Source organism: Paracoccus sp. S1E-3 (assembly GCF_013868135.1).
Classification (GTDB): Bacteria; Pseudomonadota; Alphaproteobacteria; order Rhodobacterales; family Rhodobacteraceae; genus Paracoccus.
In genome coordinates this window covers 1,675,995-1,693,841 of the sequence record NZ_JACEMU010000004.1, presented here as the reverse complement: position 1 = coordinate 1,693,841, position 17,847 = coordinate 1,675,995, and the positions used below count along the sequence as shown (strand labels likewise).

18 protein-coding genes are annotated in these 17,847 nt (G+C 66.0%); 10 read left to right on the top strand and 8 right to left on the bottom strand.

The window, feature by feature from the left end; all coding sequences use genetic code 11:
* Positions 1–2 precede the first annotated feature (2 nt).
* Both H1S04_RS08415 and fliF read right to left on the bottom strand, forming a co-directional pair.
* On the bottom strand, positions 3–548 hold the full coding sequence (locus tag H1S04_RS08415; RefSeq protein WP_181745044.1) for a hypothetical protein: 546 nt from the start codon (positions 546–548) through the stop codon (positions 3–5).
* Positions 545–2,143 (bottom strand): flagellar basal-body MS-ring/collar protein FliF, encoded by a 1,599-nt coding sequence (fliF, locus tag H1S04_RS08410; protein ID WP_181745043.1) that lies wholly within the window; start codon positions 2,141–2,143, stop codon positions 545–547. The genes H1S04_RS08415 and fliF overlap by 4 nt, the downstream gene beginning before the upstream one ends.
* Positions 2,144–2,253: 110 nt before the next feature.
* Here fliF and H1S04_RS08405 point away from each other — a divergent pair, with 110 nt between their 5' ends.
* The 10 genes from H1S04_RS08405 to H1S04_RS08360 all read left to right on the top strand — a co-directional run bounded on the left by H1S04_RS08405 (position 2,254) and on the right by H1S04_RS08360 (position 10,251).
* Positions 2,254–2,730: a flagellar basal body-associated FliL family protein gene (locus tag H1S04_RS08405; protein ID WP_181745042.1), complete on the top strand. Its 477-nt coding sequence runs from the start codon at positions 2,254–2,256 to the stop codon at positions 2,728–2,730.
* Positions 2,727–3,071, top strand: coding sequence for a hypothetical protein (locus H1S04_RS08400; protein WP_181745041.1), 345 nt, complete (start codon positions 2,727–2,729; stop codon positions 3,069–3,071). The genes H1S04_RS08405 and H1S04_RS08400 overlap by 4 nt, the downstream gene beginning before the upstream one ends.
* Positions 3,064–3,594 carry a MotE family protein gene (locus tag H1S04_RS08395; RefSeq protein ID WP_181745040.1) on the top strand — a complete coding sequence of 177 codons (531 nt, stop codon included), beginning with the start codon at positions 3,064–3,066 and terminating at the stop codon, positions 3,592–3,594. Before H1S04_RS08400 ends, H1S04_RS08395 begins: the two co-directional genes overlap by 8 nt.
* Before the next feature lie 9 nt (positions 3,595–3,603).
* Positions 3,604–4,470 (top strand): flagellar motor stator protein MotA, encoded by an 867-nt coding sequence (motA, locus tag H1S04_RS08390; RefSeq protein ID WP_181745039.1) that lies wholly within the window; start codon positions 3,604–3,606, stop codon positions 4,468–4,470.
* Positions 4,470–4,775, top strand: coding sequence for a hypothetical protein (locus H1S04_RS08385; protein ID WP_181745038.1), 306 nt, complete (start codon positions 4,470–4,472; stop codon positions 4,773–4,775). The genes motA and H1S04_RS08385 overlap by 1 nt, the downstream gene beginning before the upstream one ends.
* Positions 4,765–6,852: an FHIPEP family type III secretion protein gene (locus H1S04_RS08380; RefSeq protein ID WP_255435484.1), complete on the top strand. Its 2,088-nt coding sequence runs from the start codon at positions 4,765–4,767 to the stop codon at positions 6,850–6,852. Before H1S04_RS08385 ends, H1S04_RS08380 begins: the two co-directional genes overlap by 11 nt.
* A complete protein-coding gene (locus tag H1S04_RS08375) occupies positions 6,849–7,613 on the top strand; it encodes a flagellar biosynthetic protein FliR (RefSeq protein WP_255435483.1) in 765 nt (254 codons plus the stop codon). Before H1S04_RS08380 ends, H1S04_RS08375 begins: the two co-directional genes overlap by 4 nt.
* A gap of 15 nt (positions 7,614–7,628) precedes the next feature.
* A complete protein-coding gene (locus tag H1S04_RS08370) occupies positions 7,629–8,717 on the top strand; it encodes a flagellar biosynthesis protein FlhB (protein ID WP_181745037.1) in 1,089 nt (362 codons plus the stop codon).
* Between the two features lie 110 nt (positions 8,718–8,827).
* Entirely contained in the window at positions 8,828–9,196 is a 369-nt protein-coding gene (locus H1S04_RS08365) for a hypothetical protein (protein WP_181745036.1), read from the top strand.
* Between the two features lie 89 nt (positions 9,197–9,285).
* Complete coding sequence (locus tag H1S04_RS08360; RefSeq protein ID WP_220185109.1) at positions 9,286–10,251, top strand: alpha/beta fold hydrolase; 966 nt, start codon at positions 9,286–9,288, stop codon at positions 10,249–10,251.
* Between the two features lie 371 nt (positions 10,252–10,622).
* Here the strand turns inward: H1S04_RS08360 and H1S04_RS08355 are convergent, their stop codons facing one another.
* Genes H1S04_RS08355 through H1S04_RS08330 form a run of 6 tightly spaced genes read right to left on the bottom strand, consistent with a single transcriptional unit; the run spans position 10,623 to position 17,847 of the window.
* The gene (locus tag H1S04_RS08355; protein ID WP_181745034.1) at positions 10,623–12,014 is read right to left on the bottom strand and encodes a hypothetical protein; all 1,392 of its coding nucleotides are present in this window, start codon (positions 12,012–12,014) and stop codon (positions 10,623–10,625) included.
* Entirely contained in the window at positions 12,007–13,686 is a 1,680-nt protein-coding gene (locus H1S04_RS08350) for a beta-1,6-N-acetylglucosaminyltransferase (RefSeq protein WP_366521911.1), read from the bottom strand. Before H1S04_RS08350 ends, H1S04_RS08355 begins: the two co-directional genes overlap by 8 nt.
* Entirely contained in the window at positions 13,683–14,708 is a 1,026-nt protein-coding gene (locus tag H1S04_RS08345; RefSeq protein WP_298947028.1) for a glycosyltransferase family 2 protein, read from the bottom strand. The genes H1S04_RS08350 and H1S04_RS08345 overlap by 4 nt, the downstream gene beginning before the upstream one ends.
* Positions 14,709–14,721: 13 nt before the next feature.
* The gene (locus tag H1S04_RS08340) at positions 14,722–15,963 is read right to left on the bottom strand and encodes a glycosyltransferase (protein ID WP_181745033.1); all 1,242 of its coding nucleotides are present in this window, start codon (positions 15,961–15,963) and stop codon (positions 14,722–14,724) included.
* Positions 15,953–16,954 (bottom strand): UDP-glucose 4-epimerase GalE, encoded by a 1,002-nt coding sequence (gene galE / locus H1S04_RS08335; RefSeq protein ID WP_181745032.1) that lies wholly within the window; start codon positions 16,952–16,954, stop codon positions 15,953–15,955. Before galE ends, H1S04_RS08340 begins: the two co-directional genes overlap by 11 nt.
* Positions 16,954–17,847 (bottom strand): UTP--glucose-1-phosphate uridylyltransferase, encoded by an 894-nt coding sequence (locus H1S04_RS08330; RefSeq protein ID WP_181745031.1) that lies wholly within the window; start codon positions 17,845–17,847, stop codon positions 16,954–16,956. The genes galE and H1S04_RS08330 overlap by 1 nt, the downstream gene beginning before the upstream one ends.

Below are 17,847 nucleotides of genomic sequence, written 5' to 3'. Positions count from 1 at the left end.
CGTCACTCCTCGGAAGGCGACAGCTCGGCCAGCAGGGCGGCTATCTGATCGGTGATCTCGGTGGGATCGATGGCGATGCGACCACCGTTGAAGGTGATCTCGGTGCGGGGGCCGGGCAGAAGGGTGACATGGCTGAGACCAAGCTGCTCGACACGCCTGGACAGGCGCTGGATCAGCCGCGTATCGGCGGCAATACGGCAGGTCGGGTCGAGACCGGCCAGGCACAGCCGTTCGAGTTCGGCCGTAATCGTCCGCGTCAGCCGGTCTTCCATATCCGCAGCAAGCTGACGGCTGATTGCCTGAAGGACCGGCGCCACCGCCCCCAGAACTTCCGCAATGACCTCGGCGCGAGCATCCTGCAGACATGCGGCCTTCTCCGCCGCTTGCCGTAGCGCTGCGGTCACGGCTTCCATGTCGGCATCTCGTGCCGCCGCTTCCCCTGCGGTGTGTCCGCGGGCATATTCCGCAGCCATATCCGCAGCCGAAAAGACGGGCGCGCGCGGCGCGGCTGGCCGGGCGAAATCTTCGAGTCTCAGCGCGGCGCTCATGTCGCGGACCTCTCGTCATCGCCGATCCATCCGTTCAGCAGGCGAACGGTTTCGTCCTGACGCTCCTTCATCAGCTGTTTCAGACGGGCCACCGGGTCCGCGCCGGGCAGAAGCGAGCCGCCGGGGCGGTCGAAATCGAAATCGGCGGCGGCCATCGTCAGCATCGGCATGTCGGCCGTTCCCGCCACGGGCGTGGCGATCTGCAGGTCGGGTAAGGCAGGCGCGGACGGCGGCGCCGAATTGTCCAGCTGCGCAGTCCCCCGCGCGCCGCTGCCTTTGTGCAGCGCCCGCAGCGTCAGCGCGAGCGCCAACAGCGCGAAGATACCGACCACTGCAAGCCAGGCCAATGAATCCAGCGCCAGACGGTCGATCAGGCCGCTTTCATGCCCAACCTGGGTGCCCTCGGGTGCGGTCGCGACGAAGGGCATCGACTTCACCGTCAATTCGTCGCCGCGCGCTTCGTCAAATCCCATGGCGGCTGCCACAAGCTCGCGGATCGCCTCCAGTTCCGGCTCGGTCCGGGGCACGTTCAGGGTTTCGCCGTTCGCGCCCTCGCTGGGAACGCCATTCACAAGAACCGCCACGCTTTGGCGCCGTATCGCGCCGGGGCGGCGATCGATCTGTCGGGTCACACTGCCGACCTCGTAATTCGCGCGCTGACGCGTCTCGGCCCGCTGGGACTGCTGCTTGTCGCCGGCCTGACCGGGTTGTTCCGGCAGATTCGACGCCGCCGTGACCGCGCCGTTTTCCGCCATGCTGCTTTCGTCAGTCATTTCCTCGGTTTCCTGCGAGATCATCGCCCGCTGGGTCGGATCGAAACTCCGCTCGGTCAGTTGCTCGGCCTCGGTGACCAGATCGATGCTGACCTCGACGATGGCGTTGCCGGCACCGACATGCGGGGTCAGGATCCGCTCGACGTTTTCCTTGATGCGGGTCTCGCGGTCGCTCGCAGCTTCGTTTTTCGCCGGCTGGACGATACCGCGCGCCGAATCGATGACCGAGACGGCGTCGGGCGTCAGCTTCGGCACCGCAGAGGCAACCAGAAATCGCATGGAATTCGCCTGCGCCTGGGTCAGCGGCGTGCCGTCCGTGACCACCGTGACCGACCCCGAACCGGGCTGCTGGTCGCGGTAACCCCGCGACTGCGGCGCAGTCAGGTGAACGCGCGCCGACCGCACCGAGGGAATGGAGAGGATGGTTCGGGCAAGCTCGCCTTCCTTGGCGCGCCAATAGGCGGCGTCGAACATCTGCGAGGTGGTGCTGAATCCCGACATCTGGTCGAGAATTTCGTAACCCGCACCACCCTGCTGCGGCAGATTCTGCGCGGCGAGGTCCATGCGCAGCCGGTCCCGCTGTGATTCGTCGACCCAGATCGTGCCGGCGCGCAACTCATAGGCGACACCGCTCTGGTCGAAATGGGCCACCACGGGGCCGGCCTGCGCATCGTCCAGCCCGGAATAGAGCAGCGCCATCTGCGTTCGGCCAGCCAGCGCGACAAAGGCCAATACCAGCAGAAAGCTAACGACAAATCCCCCAAGGATCGCCATGCGTTGGCGAGCGGTCCGCTCCGCCCAGAATTTCTGCAGTTCCTGCAAGACCGTCCCCTTCGATTCGACTTCTTCGATCGAGACCTTCTTGCACGGGCGGCGTTAATTATTGGTTAGTCGCCGGGTGGTAATCCTCAACTCGAACGAGGAGAATCACCATGTCCGAAACACTCGCCATCGACGAAACCCCGGCGGGATCGGCGCGATCGGGGCGCCGAAAGCCGGTCCTGGCAGCCGCTGTGCTGGTGGCCGGTATTGGCGGATCCGCGGCCAGCTATCTGGGCGTCGTCAGCCCCTCGGCCCTGCTTTCGGGCGGCGAACATACCCAGGAAGCGCAGCCTGCCATCGGCTTCGTCGATGTCCCCCGGATCATGGTTCCGATGGCCGGCCGCAGTCGCCAACTGGTTCTGAGCATCAAGATCGAATGCGCGCCCGAGAAGGTCGCGCAGGTGCAAATGCTGATGCCCCGGATTTCGGACAGCTTCACCCGCTTTCTCAGCGACATCGACCCGGCCGCCATCGACCGCCGCGGGGTGCTGGAAATCATCCGTGCCGAATTGCGTGCCCGTGCCGATATGGTGCTGGGCAGCGGCGTCATTGACAACATCCTGATCACGGAGTTCGCGATCCAATGAGCCTGACCATGATCCTGCCGATGATCAGTGCCCTGACGGCCCTGCCGCTGGCCATTTACTGCTTTCTGCTTTCGCGTCGGTTGCGGCGGCTGAACGACCTTGAAACCGGCCTTGGCGGCGCGATTGCCGTGATGACCTCGGAAATTTCGCGCCTCGATCACGCGATTCGGCGCGCGCGTGCCGAGGCGGAGGCCGCTTCGGGTGATCTGGCCCGCGCCATCGAGGCGTCGCGCAACGAGAAAGCCTATTGGGCGCTGCAATCCGAACTGGCGCGTGCGGTGGTGCCCGGTCCCCGGCGGCTGCGCCCGCGCGCACCCCTGCTGGAGGGCGCGGATGGCTAGGCTGACCCTGCCGATTCTGGCGGCCACGCTTCTGCCCATCGCGGCGCTGCCCTGGTCGCCCTCGGCGACCGAAGCGGCGCCACCGGCCGCTGCCGACCTTCTGGCCGGTTGCGGCGACATCCCCGAGGTGGTGGCCCTGGTCGAGGAACTGCGGATACGCGAAGACCGTATCAGGAAGGCCCTGGCGGAACTCGACGGCAAGAAGGCCGAGATCGCCGCCGCCCGCGCCAGCATCACCGCAGAATTGAGGCGCCTGAAGGATGCCGGGCCGTCGATCGGCAAATCGCGAACCAGCGACCAGCGTGCGGTCGATGCCGACGTGGCGCGTCTGGTCGCGGTCTATGAGGCGATGAAGCCGAAAGAAGCCGCCGCGGTGCTGTCCAGCCTGCCGGCGAATTTCTCGGCCGAGATCCTGATGCGGGTCAATCCCGAAACCGGCGCCCGGATCATCGCCGCGATTGCGCCGGACAAGGCCGCCATTCTGACAACCTATATGGGCGCCCGAAGCGCCCCCGCGCGATAGGAGAGAACCGTGTTCGGAGCGCTTGGCATCGTCCTGACCATCGCCATGGTATTCGGCGGCTATGCCCTCGCCGGTGGCAAGATGGGCGTCATTCTGCACGCCTTGCCCTTTGAGATGATGATCATCGGCGGCGCTGCCGTCGGGTCATACGTGCTGTCCAACAGCGGCGATGTGTTGAAACACACGATGCCTGCGGTCATGCGCGCCTTCAAGGGACCGGTCTGGCAGGGCAAGGATCACGAGGACCTGCTGTGCCTGCTGTTCCAGCTTCTGCGCCTCGCCCGCAGCAGCCCGGTCGAGCTGGAGGAGCATATAGAGAACCCGGAGAACAGCGCGATCTTTCAGGCCTATCCACGTATCCTGGCGGATCACGAGGCGGTCTCGATCATCACCGACACGCTGCGCTCGGCGAGTCTGAACTACGACGATCCCTATCAGGTCGAGGACATGCTGGCCAAGCGCATCGCGCTCATCAAGGAGGAGCAGATGCATGTCGCCCATGCCTTGCAATCCATGGCCGATGCGCTGCCGGCGCTGGGGATCGTGGCGGCGGTGCTCGGCGTCATCAAGACCATGAGTTCGATCGACCAGCCGCCCGAGATCCTCGGCAAGATGATCGGCTCGGCGCTGGTGGGGACGTTTCTGGGGGTGTTCCTGGCTTACGGTCTGGTGGCGCCGCTGGCGCAGCGTCTGGGGGCGGTGAAGAAGCACGACATGTCGTTCTACGACGTCATCAAGTCGGTTCTCGTGGCCGGCCTTCATCAGCACGCCACCAACCTTTGCGTCGAAGTGGGCCGCCAATCCGCGCCCGAACAGGTCAGACCCAGCTTCGTGTCGTTGGAAAACGCGCTGCGCGAAATCAAGAGGGCGTCGTGATGATCCTGGCGGCGTTCCTGACGGCAGGTCTGGCGGCCGCGCCCGGCCTTGATGCGCTGACCACTGAGATTGACCGGCTTGTCTTGGCGGGACGGCCCATGCAGCCAGCCTTGCTGCTGGACCTGCGCCGACTGCCGGATGCGGGCGACCGGATGAAAGCCCTGATCTATCTGCGCCGGTCCGGCCTGATGACCGGCCCCGCCGTGCCGCTGGAGGGGACAGTCTTCCTGCGGCCGGCCGTGACTGCCGCTCCGCCGGACGCCGGGCGCCCTGCGCCGACCGAGGACGCCGCCGATGAAGGTTGACGCGGCCAGGCCGGGCAAATCCGGCGCGATGCGCAGCACGATGATGACGGCGGGGCTGGTGCTGATCGTGCTGACCATGGTCATTCCGATTCCGGCCACCCTGCTGGATATCGGGATCGCCATTTCCATCGCCAGCGCGACGATGATCCTGGTGATGGCCGCGACGGTGGACAAGCCGACCGACTTTCAGGCCTTTCCGGTTCTGCTGCTTATTTCGCTGATCATCAGGCTTTCGCTGAACGTCTCCTCCACCCGTCTGATCCTGACTGAGGGTCATGGCGGAGAGGGGGCGGCCGGCGATGTCATCAGCGGCTTTTCGCAATTCGTCGCCGGCGGGTCGCTGATGATCGGCCTGACGATCTTTGCGGTGATTTCCGCCGTGAACTTCATGGTCATCACCAAGGGCGCGGGCCGCATGGCCGAGGTCTCGGCGCGGTTTGCCCTGGACAGCCTTCCCGGCAAGCAGCTGGCCATCGACGGCGACCTGAACGCCGGTGCCATCGATCACGCCGAGGCCAAGCGCCGGCGTGCGAACGATCAGAGCGAGATCAGCTTCTTCGGCTCGCTGGATGGCGCTTCGAAATTCGTCAAGGGCGATGCCGTCGCCGGGATCGTGATCACGCTGATCAACCTGCTGGTGGGCATCGCCATGGGGGTACTGGTCCATGACCTGCCGATCGGCGCCGCGCTTCAGAACTATTCCCGCCTGACCATCGGCGACGGTCTGGTCAGTCAGGTCCCGTCGCTGATCACCTCGATGGCGGCGGCGCTGCTGCTGTCGCGCGGGGGCGCGACCGAGGATACGTCCAGCCTGATCCTGGGGCAGGCCGCGACCGACTGGCGCGCACCTGCGGTCGTGGCCGCAACCATGGTGCTGATGGCGGTGATCCCCGGCATGCCGAGCCTGCTGTTCCTGCTGCTGGCAGCAGGGCTTGGCTTTGCCGCCTGGCGGATCCGCAAGCGCAAACCGATCCCGGCCGCGGATATGGACGCGCAGCCCGCGGCCGAGCCGCCCCTTCCGCGGCGGATCGGTGACGAGCTGGACATGGACGACATCTGCGTCGAGATCGGCGACGATCTTGTGATGGACGCGCTGGATCCCGGCCGGGGTCTGGCGGCGCGGATCGGCAACCTGCGCACGCATATTGCACGCAATTTCGGCATCATCCTGCCCGAGGTGCGGATCACCGACGACAGCAACTGCGCCGCCAACGAATATCTCATCCGCGTGCACGGGGTCGTCCGCGGGCGCGGCGTGCTGCAATCGGGGCGGCTGATGGCGCTCGGGGGCGAGGAGGTGCTGGACGCGCTTCCGGGCCAGATGATCCGCGAACCCGTCTTCAGCACGCAGGCGAAATGGATCGAGCAGAATGCGCAGGAAGATGCCGCCATGGCGGGCGCGACCGTCGTGACCCCGATGGAGGTCCTGTCGACCCATCTGATGGAGGTCGTGAAGACCTCGCTGTCCGAACTGCTGACCCTGACCGCCCTGCAGCGCCTGATCGGCGAACTGAAAGAGATGTCGGACCCCGCACGCGCCAAGGCCTATCAGAGCTATTTCGACAATATGCTCCCCGAAAAGGTCGCGCCCGAGCTTTTGCTGGCCGTTCTGCGTCAGATGCTGGATGAGGGCCTGTCGATCCGAAACCTGCCCCTCATCGTTGACGCCATCCACGAATGCCGGGCCGCGGGCAGTCCCGAGGCCGTTTTCGAGGCGATCCGGCGCCGGCTGCGCGGGCAGATCACCCAGCGTATGATCGGCCCGACCGGCAGGCTGAATATCGTCCAGCTGCACCCGGCCTGGGAGGCCGAATTCGTCGCCGCCGAGGGCAGCGCGCAACGCGCCCACAGCAACGCCCCGGTCACCGATCTGACCCGCAAGCTGGTGGCGAAGGTGCGCACGCAGATTGCGGGCATCGATCCCCGCGACGACCCGGTGATCGCGGCACCGGACCATCGCCGCCGCCAGTTGCGCGACATTCTTGCGGCCCATGGACTGCCGGTGCCGGTCCTCGGGCTGGCGGATATCGACCCCTCGGCGGACATCAACCTGCTTGGCACGATCGAGGCCGCATGATGGAAGCTCTGGCGGCAGTGCCTGCGGAACTGGTCCTTTGGGTCATCCCTCTGGTGCTGGCCTATCTGCGTTTGCAGGCGGCGGTGCTGGTCTTTCCGGTCCTGTCCGAGCGCGTGCTGTCGGTGCGCCTGCGCACCTGCATCGCCATGATGCTGGCGCCCGTCGCGCTGAGCGTTGCGGGGCCGGCCGACTGGTCTGCCCGGATCGGCTTGGCGGATTTCGCGGTCCTGGCGCTGCGCGAACTGCTGATCGGTTTTCTGATCGCCCTGCCCGCGCGGATCATGGCAAGCGCATTGCATGTGGCGACCTCTGCCATCGGGGCGACCGCGTCGCTGTCGCAGCTGATCGGAACCGGAACCGAAGCCGCGCCCCATCCGATCGGCAATCTGATGCACATGGCCGGCCTTGCGCTGCTGATGGCGATGGGGTTGCCGATCCTGCTGCTCGACCTGCTGGCGCAAAGCTATGCGGCCTTTCCGGCCGGTCAGCTGGCAATCGGGGGCGATCAGGTCGGCGGCATGGTCGGATTGGTCACGCGATCATTCGTGGTGGCATTGGCGCTTGCCGCGCCGTTCATTCTGGGGGGACTTCTTTATCAGGTGCTGACGGGGGTCGTGAACCGGGTGATGCCGGCCCTGCCCGTGGTCTTCATCGGCGCACCGGCGATTATCATGCTGGCGCTTGTCGGGCTGGCGTTGCTGGCGCCGGCCGTTCTGTCTGGTTGGGCGCAGGCCGTGTTCGCCCATGCGATGCCGGGCTGAGGGGCGCAAGCCGGGATGAGCGAAACGGAAAGCGATGACAAGCAATTCGACGCGACCGAGCAGAAGCTGCGAAAGGCGCGCGAGAAAGGCGATTTCCCGCGCTCGCCCGAGGTCAACGCCGCGCTCGCCTATATCGGTGCGATCGGCGCGGGCGCTGCCGCGGTCGGTTGGGCGGTGCCCGCCTGGCTGGCCACCGCAACCCGAAGCTGGAACGAGATGGGGTCACTTCCCGCCGAGATCCTCGGTCAGGGGCGGGGCACCGGCGCCTTGGATGCGGCGCTGCCCGTCTGGGGCCTGGCTGCGGTGATGACCTTGGCGTCGGTGGCGCTGCTGGCGGCCGTGGTCCTGCTGGGTCTGATCGCGCAGCGCGGCATCGTCTTTGTACCCAGCAAGCTGGCCTTTGATTTCAACCGCATCAACCCGGTGAAGAATGCTGGCCAGAAATTCGGCAAAAGCGGCCTGATGACCTTCGCGATCTCGACCGCGAAGGCGGTGGCAGTGGGTGTCGGCGGCTGGCTGATGTTCAAGGCCCTGCTGCCGCGCCTGATCGCCGGTCGCGGGGATGCCGCCTGGGTCGGCGGCCTGGGGGTGGTGATCGGCCGCGGGCTCATGCTGGCGCTTGTGGTGTCGGTGGTTTTCGCCGCCGTCGATCTGGGCTGGAAGCATTTCGATTTCCGCCGGCGCAACCGCATGACGCTGAAGGAAATGAAGGATGAAATGAAGGACAGCGAAGGCGATCCGCACATGAAATCAGCGCGCCGCCAGCGCTCGATGGAGATCGCGCTCAGCTCGATGCTGGCCGAGGTGGAGAAGGCCGACGTGGTCATCGTCAACCCCACCCATTACGCGGTCGCGCTGCAATGGAAGCGGGGCAGCGGCCGGGCGCCGATCTGCGTGGCCAAGGGCGTGGATGAAGCGGCGCTGCGCATCCGCGAACGCGCGCGGGATCACAAGGTGCCGATCTGGCCCGATCCGCCGGCGGCGCGCGCCATCCACGCCGGCGTGAAGATCGGTGCCGAGATCGAGCCCGAGCACTTCGCCGCCGTCGCCGCCGCCATTCGCTTTGCCGAGGCCATGCGGCAGAAAGTGAAGCGCGGCTGGTGATGGCGGATCGCGGCGCAGGGGGTTGAGATGAAGGTGATATCGAGGCGGCAATGTAAATTTACCAACTCGGGTGTCGCTGCATCCGGCGCATGCCTGCACAGGGGAAGGCGATGAAGAAATCGGCCAAGCAGCTGGAACAGCTGGCGCGGCTTGCGCAGATCAGGTCGGATGCCGAGTTGAAGCGCTTCGCCGCATTTCGTGCGCATGTCGACGCCATTTCCACGCAACGCGCCGAGATGCGCGATAAGCTGGGCGCCCTCTATGCGCGGGTCGAGGCCTTTTCCGTCGTCGAGGCGCGGCTGGCCAACCAGACGGCAGGTCAGCTTGCGCGCGGGGCCGCGCAGCTTGATGCCGAGCTGGACCGGCTGCGGCCGGGCTTTGACATCGCGCGTCAGCGCGCCATGCGCGAGTTCGGCCGGGTGCAGGTTCTGAAGCAGCTCGCCGATGAAATTCGCGATGCCGGCAAGGCGCGGGGCTAGCGCGGGCGGTTGACCTTGCCGCCGAAAGCAACGCTCAATCAAGACGTTCCGCTGCGCTGACGGAAAGGGATGTTTTGCGACGCTTGGGTTTGGCTGTTCTGTGGCTGCTGCTGGCGGCGCTGATGATCGGGATCGGGTTTCTCGGGGCGGCCGTCTTGCGCGAGACCGACTCGGTCGAGGCATTGCGCCCCGAGGATGGCCAATTGATCGCGACGGAGCAGGGCGCATTGCACGTGCTGGACCTGGGGCCGCAGGACGGCCCGGTCCTGCTTTTTCTGCATGGCGCCGGGGCCTGGGCGGGGCTTTGGCGACCGGTGCTGCAGGACATGGCGGCGGCCGGCTATCGGGCGATTGCGCTCGACACGCCGCCTTTCGGTTTTTCGGAGCGCGATCCGGCGGGGGATTACAGCCGGACGCGGCAGGCGGAACGGATCCTCGCGCTGCTGAAGGCGCTCGATATCCGGCCGGTGCTGGTCGGCCATTCGTTCGGCGCGGGACCGGGCGTCGAGGCGGTGATGCGCGCGCCAGAGCGGTTCGCCGGTCTCATCGTCGTGGACGGGGCGCTGGGGATCGGTTCTCAGGCGAGCGAGCTGCCAGTGCCGCTGCGTCCGCAGGTTCTGCGCGAAGCGGCGGTGTCGATGACCGCGACCAACCCATTGCTGACCCGGCGCCTGCTGCTGTCGCTGATTCATGTCGAGGCGGCGGCAACGGACGAGGTCGTGGCGGTGCTGCAGTTGCCGATGCGCCTGTCGGGCAGCACGGCCGCCTTCGCGGCCTGGTTGCCGGCCCTGTTGCGTCCGGGCGTCGATGCACGCAGCACCCGCGCGGAAAGCTATCGGGCGCTGTGCCTTCCGACCATGTTCATCTGGGGCGAACAGGATACCGTCACGCCGCTGGATCAGGGGCGTCAGGCGGCGGCGTTGGTGTCCGGGGCCGAACTGATCGCGCTGCCAGGGGTCGGTCACATCCCCCAGATCGAAGCGCCGAAAGCGTTTCAGGACGCGCTGACGGCGGCGCTGGGAAAGCTTCGCGATGCGCAGTCGACTTGTGGATGAGCGGTCGACGTTCATGTGCAGAGCTGCGCGCAGAAGCGCCTTGCCCAGCGATCGGGGCAGGCTGGCCCGAGGGCACGGCATTCCCGAGGGGAAGATTTACACGCGGTGCCACGGATTTCTGGCAACCGGCGGTGGTCGTGGGCCCCGAAAGGGGCTGATTGCGATCTGGTATCGCGGCCGTCACGGCGGCTGCGCGCAATATGGGGCCGAGGGGCAGGCCGAGGTATTGCGCGGATAATGGGGAGTCGGGTCGCGGAAATGACCCGCCGAACGGCCCGCTTGTGGGTCCTGGTCCTGTGAGGCTCGAAGTGGGCGGGGTTCCCGGCTGATGCATGCCCAAATGCGCCCGGCGCCGCAGCGGGGCCGATGTGTCAGGGCTGGTTGGTGAAGCCGAACTGCACATAGTCGCGCAGATAGGCGGCCCGCGCGGCCTGTTGCAGGGATTTTTCGGACAGGAAATCCGGCATCGGCTCGATGTCGGGGGCGGCTGGTGCGGGAAGGCCCGCAGCCTCGGCCAGCCAGCCCATGTCGCGGGCCAGGCTTTCTTCGCGCAGGATCAGATCGGGGCTGAGAAAGCGGGAAAACCCGGCCAGAACCTCGGTCTGGCTGGCCCAGACGGGCAGCACCTGCAATGCGGTCTGGCCATTCAGGTTGCGCTTCAGGAAGGCCAGGAAATCGCCGAAGGCGCGGGCCTGATCCTCGGCCGACATGGCGAAAAGGGCCGCATCCTCGGGCAAGGCAACACGCTGGGTTTCGCGCAACTGCTGGCGCAGTTCGGGCGGGGCGCTGCCGAGCAGATGGGTGAAGGCGGACCACGCCCGGCGCAGCGGGTGCCGCAGCGCGGTAAAGCTGCGATGCTGGGGGTGTTCGCGCAGCCAGCCGCGCAGGCTGGTCTGGGTGAAGTCGCGTTCCAGCCGGGCGGTAATGGTGTTGAGCCAGCCGAGCACCGCATCCTGCGGGCCGCCGCGCACGGGCAGATACAGAAGGCCGCCGCCCGCGTCCGCCGCGATGAAGCTCGGAACCGCAGGTCCCCGGCTGGGCTCGAAGGTCGGAATCCGGGACAGCTGAAAGGGATCCATCGCCGCCAGATCGGCCCGCATCTTGGCGATATTGGTGACCTTCTCGGCCATCTCGCGGGGGTTCTGCGGCACCTGATCCGAGGCGGTCTCGACCCGCTCCAGATCGGTGCGGCCCAGCCAGTGCAGAAGGCCGGTCATCACCTCGGGGTCGCGAAGATCGTCATAGTTCAGCCAGAAGGCGGTCTGCCCGGACAGTTGCAGGCCGCGCAGGATGCGGGCCTGAAAATCCTGAACCTCGGCAAGCTGCTGACGGAAGGCGGGGCCATCATAGGTGATCGCGGCGGGGATCGGGGTTTCGGTCTGGTTCAGCTTCCACTGGTTGGTGGCGCGCGCCAGTTCGGTCGAGACATAGCTGTCGACGGGATTGCGGGTCAGCACGATCTTGGCGCAGCGCCGGTTGGCCATGATCGCGTCCAGCACCCGCGGATCGTGATCGTGGAAATAGCGAAAGCCCGATAGGTGCCCCTCGCGCGTGGTGATCGCATCGAGCAGGCGCGCGGGGTCGGCATCGCGTTCGGCCTGGGTCACGCCGCGAATCTGGTCGGTATCCGGCCACCCCAACATATAGGGGTTGAACGCCTCGCCAAAGCAGGTGACACGCTTGATCTTGTTGAGCGTCGCCTCGAGCAGGTTGGAGCCTGTGCGCATTTCGGCGAAGATGACGAAACTGTTGACCTCAGACATTCCATTCCTGTTCCGACCGCGTGGCCGGGAAATCGCCCATCAGGCGCGGTTGCAGTCCGGCATTGCGTAACCTTTGCAGGAAGCGGCCAAGCTGGTCCAGATCGCGCAGCTGCGGATACTGGTCGTAAAGCGGCCAGGTCCCCGGCGTCAGGTCGCGGACCACGCGCTGCAGTATGGCGGCGGGGCGGGCGACGAAATCGGCCAGCTCCCAGATCTCGACATCGGCCTTGACCCAGACCGAGCGCAGCACCCCGAGTTGGGTCAGTTCGGTGCGCTGAAGTCGGGCAGCGATATGGCGGATGTCGTCGAAGGGCATGCCGGAATGCATCAGCGGCACCACCCACGCCCCGGTGATGACCCGGATCACCGCATTGGGGTCGGTGACCATGAACCAGTTCAGCGCCTGCAGGTCGCGCGGGCCGTACTGGAAGACCTGCGTGCGGTCGGTGATGCGGATCAGGCTGGTCAGGAAGCCATAGGGGTCATAATCGCGGCTTTCGGGATGGGTCGAGAGCGCCCCCGGCCCGATCGCCGGCCGGCCGGAGAACTCGACGCTTTCCCGTGCGAACAGATGACCATGGACATCGGCATCGACACGGGCCTGAAGCCAGGTCTCGAATTCCGGGAACAGGTCGGTGAAGCCTTGCAGCAGCGCATAGCGCCCCGCGGTCTTGCCGTTTTCGCGGTCCTTCTTGGGAAAGCGGCTTTGCATGTAGAGGCCGGGGCGCCCCAGCGTGCGCCGAGTGACGGTGAGGTTGATCAGACGCTCGATCCGGGCGGGATCGGGTTCGTCGCGCAGGGCCCGCGGACCGCGATCCTCGGGGAAGCGCGACAACAGATCGCGTGCGCCCGGCCAGACCTTGCGGGCGACGAAGCAACGCGACAGCGACAGCATTTCGGCGTGGTCGCCGTAGAAGGTATAGGGGCGGCCCCGGAAATCGAACTTCGACAGCGTCAGCGAGCGGCTTTCGATACGGCTGGAATGCCGCCGGGCCAGCGTCTGGAAATAGCATTCGTCGGGAATCCAGGTCCAGCGGAAGAAACGGTCGAATTCGCTGCGCCGCTGATCGGTCAGGATCGCGTCCAGCGTCTGCCGGGTCAGGCACCACCATTGCGAACCCAGATGGGGCGCCAGCCCGCGCGGCATCCGGCGGCGCAGCCGGAACTTGCGTTGCATGTTCACCAGCCAGTCGAACAGCCGCCGTCTTTTGCGCCACGAGACGGGGAAATACCGCTCGAACCGCTCGATGTTCAGGCCGCCTACAGTCCAGCCGACATCCTGCGCGCTGACGCTTTCGATGAAATCCACGCGGGGGTGGCGGCGCAGATAGTCGCACAGCTCGGCCACCGGGCGCAGCGGCAGGCAGCTTCCCGAGGCGGCGAAGACATGGGTGACATTGTCGAACCGGCGCAGCAAGTCGGTAGCGGCGGCCTGCGTGGCCTCGACCATGCTGAACATGCCCCATTCGCACTTCCGCCGCTCGACCCAAACAACGTCCGTCAGGTCGGCGAGGGACTGGCGCATCGTCTGATAACTGACCTCGTCGGCACGGCTGTCGACATGGATGGCCACCCCCGCCCCGCCATCGTGCCAGATCCGCACCATCTGGGCGGCAACGTCCAGTTCGTTATGGCACAGGAAAACCACCCCCAGGCGGATTGTCTCGCTCACGCCCAATTCCCCTGCGAGATCAGGCCGATCTCCTGCAACTGGCGCCAATCCTCATAGAGAAGCGACTCGGGTGTATACAGCACCATGTCATTGTGCAGCACGGCGTTATAGGCACGGTATTCCTGGCTGTTGGCATAGTGTTCGCCGCGCTCCATCTCCTCGCTGGACTTGGCGATGAAGGTGGACAGGAATTTCGCATGCAGCAGCACGCCCGAGATGCGTTCGCCGCCATCTTCGTCATAGACCAGGTTCAGCGACCGCGGCAGCGCCATATGGGTCGAGGAGATATAGGCATAAGGCCGCTCCCAGCGCACCAGCGGCACCTTGTTCAGCGCCGGCGCCAGTTCGGGATTGCGGCCGAAGAAGGTGCGCGCGCGCGGACCGCCCTGAATCCACAGATTGCCGAAGCGGCCGTTCTTGTGGATCATGTAATTCGCCGGGTCGAAATAGCGCGCGATCTCCATCGGGTTCTGGCCCTCGCGATAGGGCTGATCGCCGATGCGGCCTTCGGGATAGACATCCAGCAGCATCGCCGGAAAGGATTTCAGCCCCGTGCCGTCCATCCAATCGACAAGGGCCTGCAACGGCCGGGTATCGCAATGCGGATAGACGAGGAATTCGTCGGGGTCGACCGTCAGGCACCAATGCCCCGTACCATAACGGAACAGCAACCAGTTCAGCCAGTCCATTCCAAAGCGTGCGGCCTTGTAGCTGGTGGTGGCGCGCCATAGCGATACGTCGGGCTGGAGCGAAAGATACTCGGCGCTGCCATCATCGGAATCGTTATCGACGAATAGGAAATGCCCGATCCCGGCCCGGCGATAATAATCGAGGAAATAGGGCAGGCGGATGCGTTCGTTACGCTGGGTCACGAAGCACAGAATGGCGTCCTTGGCGATTGCTTTCAGCCGCAGCTTGAGGGGCCGCACCTGCTTGCGCCGCCGCAGGGCCCGACCCAGATACCATTGCCGGACAGCGCGCAGCCGCAGCGCGTTCCAGCTTGATTTCCAATGTCTCGCCACCAGCCGCCACCATTCACACTGTCGGGTTTTTCTGTTGCGACAAGATTGCCTGCTCAATAAGTCTGAAATGCCCAGCCCATGACGGAATGACAAGGGGTTTCAGACTGATAGCGGGGGATGCTGCCAGTTCTGCAACAGCCTCGGCCCAGGCGGCGGGATTTTCGGCGCCCAGATAGCGGGGATAATCGCCCAGCAATTCGCGGGCTGCGGGCAAGGGGGTGGAGAGGATTGGGATGCCGCGTCCGGCGGCCTCGGTCAGGGGCAGCCCGAAGCCTTCGGCGCGGGACGGCATCAGCAGGCCGTGGCTGCGTTCGATCAGCGCCGCGACGGCCCCGTCGGAAAGGCCGGCCCGTTCGATCACCGCGCCGCCATTCGGCAGCCGGTCGAGCTGGGCAAAAACCTCGGCATTTTCCCAGCCGCGCCGCCCCAGAATCAGCAGGCGTGGCACCTGCGCGGCGGGCAGTTCGCCTGTCAGCAGGGCCCAGGCCTCCAGCAGCAGCGCGTGATTCTTGCGCGGCTCGATGGTGCCAAGGGCGATGAAGAAGGGTCGGTCGAGGGGCAGATCGGCGGGGATCTCCGCTGCGACCGACGGGATCAGCGTGGTGCCGATGGGCGCGGCAATGATTGGCGCGCGGTGGGTGATGGCCAGCCGGCCACGCCACCGCGCAACGTCCTTGGCGGTCGCCCGCGAAACGGTGGCGATCAGGTCGGCAAAGTTCATCGCCGTCATGAAGCGGGTGCGGAATTTCTGCGCCTGGCCTTGACGGGTAAATTCGGGATGGTCCAGCGGGATGGTGTCGTGGATCAGCACCACCCGCATCATGGGGGCGAGGCCGACCAGCAGCCGGCGGTCAAGATTGGCATGGCCGACATTCAGATAGGTTGCGCCGGGCAGCCGGCGCAGCACCTCTGCCGCGAGGCGGCGCGCGTCGCGGTCGGACACCGTCAGCGCCATCTCGCGCAGCGCGGTGCGCGCGCGGGCCGCCGGCCCGGACTGCCGGGCCAGCCGCTCGCGCCAGCCGGGCCGCGCGGGCAGCCCGGCCAGGTCGCCGGCGATCCAGCGCAAAATCAGGGGGCCCGCCGCCGGGGGCAGCAGGGCCTGCCCGCGCGTCACGCGGCACAGCAGCAGATGGGGGCGGTCGGCCATATGGGCCAGCCAGGCGGCTTCGACCCGGTCGATGCCGGTCAGCGGGCCGGTCCCGATGCGCGAAACCAGCCGTGAGACATCCAGCAGGAAGGCCGGCCTAGCGTTCATACCCGCCGTTCTGATGCCAGCGCCACGCGTCGCGGATCATCTGCGGCATGGTGGACCGGTCGGGCCTCCAGCCCAGAACCCGTCCCGCGCGTTCGCTGCCCGAGACCAGCTTGACCGCATCCCCCGCCCGGCGCGGACCGTCCTGCATCGGGACCGCGCGGTTGGTGACGCTGCCAGCAGCGCTGACGACCTCGCGGACCGAGAAACCGTCGCCGGTGCCGAGGCAGAACACCTCGGTGCCGCCTGCGGTCGGGCCTTCGCCGGCGCGCAGCCAGTTCAGCCCTTGCACATGCGCGTCAACCAGATCCATGACGTGAACATAGTCACGAATGCAGGTGCCGTCCTCGGTCGGATAGTCGGTGCCATGGATGGTCAGCGCCGCGCGCCGGCCGTCGATGGCATCGAGGATCAGCGGGATCAGGTGGGTTTCGGGCTGGTGGAACTCGCCCACCTCGCCATCAGGATCGGCGCCCGCGACGTTGAAATAGCGGAAGATCACGCTGTTCAGGCCATCGGAATTGCCGAAATCCTTCAGCATGTCCTCGATCGCGCGTTTCGACGCGCCATAGGCGTTCAGCGGCATCTGCGGGCTGTTTTCGTCCAGCACCACCCCGTCCTGATCGCCGTAAGTGGCGCAGGTGGAGGAGAAGACGAAATCGCGCACGCCCGCGGCCAGCGTCGCCTCGATCAGCGAAAGCGAGGCACTGACATTGCCGCGCCAGTATTTGCCGGGCTGGCTCATCGCCTCGCCGACCTGGCTGAGGGCGGCGAAATGCATCACCGCGACCGGCTTGTGGTTGGCGAAGACCTCGTCCAAGCGGGCGCGGTCCATCAGATCGCCTTCCTCGAAGGGTCCGAATTTCACCGCCTCGCGCCAGCCGGTGACGAGGTTGTCATAGGTCACTGGAACAAAGCCCGCCGCCGCCAGCGCCTTGCAGGCATGCGAGCCGATGTAACCGGCGCCGCCGGTCACCAGAACTTTTTCCGCCATCACTCGGCCGCGCGCTGCATCGAGACGATTTCGTTCAGGTAATCGAGAAATTCCTCGCGCAGCTCGTCGCGTTCCAGACCGAAGGCAACGGTGGCCTGCAGGAAGCCCGCCTTGGAGCCGCAGTCATAGCGCTGACCCCGAAAGCGCAGGCCGAAGACCTCGCGGCCCTCAGTGATCTCGTCGGCGATGGCGTCGGTCAACTGAATTTCCCCACCCGCGCCCTCGCGCAGCTTGTTGAGATTCTGCAGCACCGTCGGAGCAAGGATATAGCGCCCGATCACAGCCAGGTTGGAGGGTGGGTTCTCTTTCGGCTTTTCGACCAGCCCTCTGGCTTTGACGATGGCGCCCATATCCTCGGCCACGTCCAGCACGCCGTAGGACTTGGTCTTTTCCAGCGGCACTTCCATGGTGGCGACCATGGTGCCGCCGGTTTCGGCATGGGCCTCGATCATCTGCTGAAGGCAGGGCGGCTCGCCCATGATGACGTCGTCGGTCAGGATGACCGCGACCGATTCATTGTCGGGCACCAGACGGCGGGCGCACCAGACGGCATGGCCGAGGCCCATGGCCTTGTGCTGGCGCACATAGGCGATGGCGCCCGAATCCATATTGGTGCCGCGCAGGATATCCAGCAGGTCGGTCTTGCCGCCGCGCTTCAGGGTCGATTCCAGCTCGTGCGCGTGGTCGAAATAGTCTTCCAGCGCGCCCTTGCCGCGCGAGGTGACGAAAATGAATTCCTCGATCCCGGCGGCACGGGCTTCGTCAATGGCGTATTGAATCAGCGGTCGATCAACCAGCGTCATGATCTCTTTCGGGATCGACTTGGTGGCTGGCAGGAAGCGGGTGCCAAGACCGGCGACCGGGAAAATAGCTTTGGTGACTTTCCGGCTCAT

Bases quoted from the DNA above. Each gene is read 5' to 3' on its own strand.
- H1S04_RS08415 (WP_181745044.1), bottom strand. From the start codon at position 548: ATGAGCGCCGCGCTGAGACTCGAAGATTTCGCCCGGCCAGCCGCGCCG.
- H1S04_RS08405 (WP_181745042.1), top strand. From the start codon at position 2,254: ATGTCCGAAACACTCGCCATCGACGAAACCCCGGCGGGATCGGCGCGA.
- H1S04_RS08400 (WP_181745041.1), top strand. From the start codon at position 2,727: ATGAGCCTGACCATGATCCTGCCGATGATCAGTGCCCTGACGGCCCTG.
- H1S04_RS08395 (WP_181745040.1), top strand. From the start codon at position 3,064: ATGGCTAGGCTGACCCTGCCGATTCTGGCGGCCACGCTTCTGCCCATC.
- H1S04_RS08385 (WP_181745038.1), top strand. From the start codon at position 4,470: ATGATCCTGGCGGCGTTCCTGACGGCAGGTCTGGCGGCCGCGCCCGGC.
- H1S04_RS08380 (WP_255435484.1), top strand. From the start codon at position 4,765: ATGAAGGTTGACGCGGCCAGGCCGGGCAAATCCGGCGCGATGCGCAGC.
- H1S04_RS08375 (WP_255435483.1), top strand. From the start codon at position 6,849: ATGATGGAAGCTCTGGCGGCAGTGCCTGCGGAACTGGTCCTTTGGGTC.
- H1S04_RS08370 (WP_181745037.1), top strand. From the start codon at position 7,629: ATGAGCGAAACGGAAAGCGATGACAAGCAATTCGACGCGACCGAGCAG.
- H1S04_RS08365 (WP_181745036.1), top strand. From the start codon at position 8,828: ATGAAGAAATCGGCCAAGCAGCTGGAACAGCTGGCGCGGCTTGCGCAG.
- H1S04_RS08355 (WP_181745034.1), bottom strand. From the start codon at position 12,014: ATGTCTGAGGTCAACAGTTTCGTCATCTTCGCCGAAATGCGCACAGGC.
- H1S04_RS08340 (WP_181745033.1), bottom strand. From the start codon at position 15,963: ATGAACGCTAGGCCGGCCTTCCTGCTGGATGTCTCACGGCTGGTTTCG.
- galE (WP_181745032.1), bottom strand. From the start codon at position 16,954: ATGGCGGAAAAAGTTCTGGTGACCGGCGGCGCCGGTTACATCGGCTCG.
- H1S04_RS08330 (WP_181745031.1), bottom strand. From the start codon at position 17,847: ATGAGCCGGAAAGTCACCAAAGCTATTTTCCCGGTCGCCGGTCTTGGC.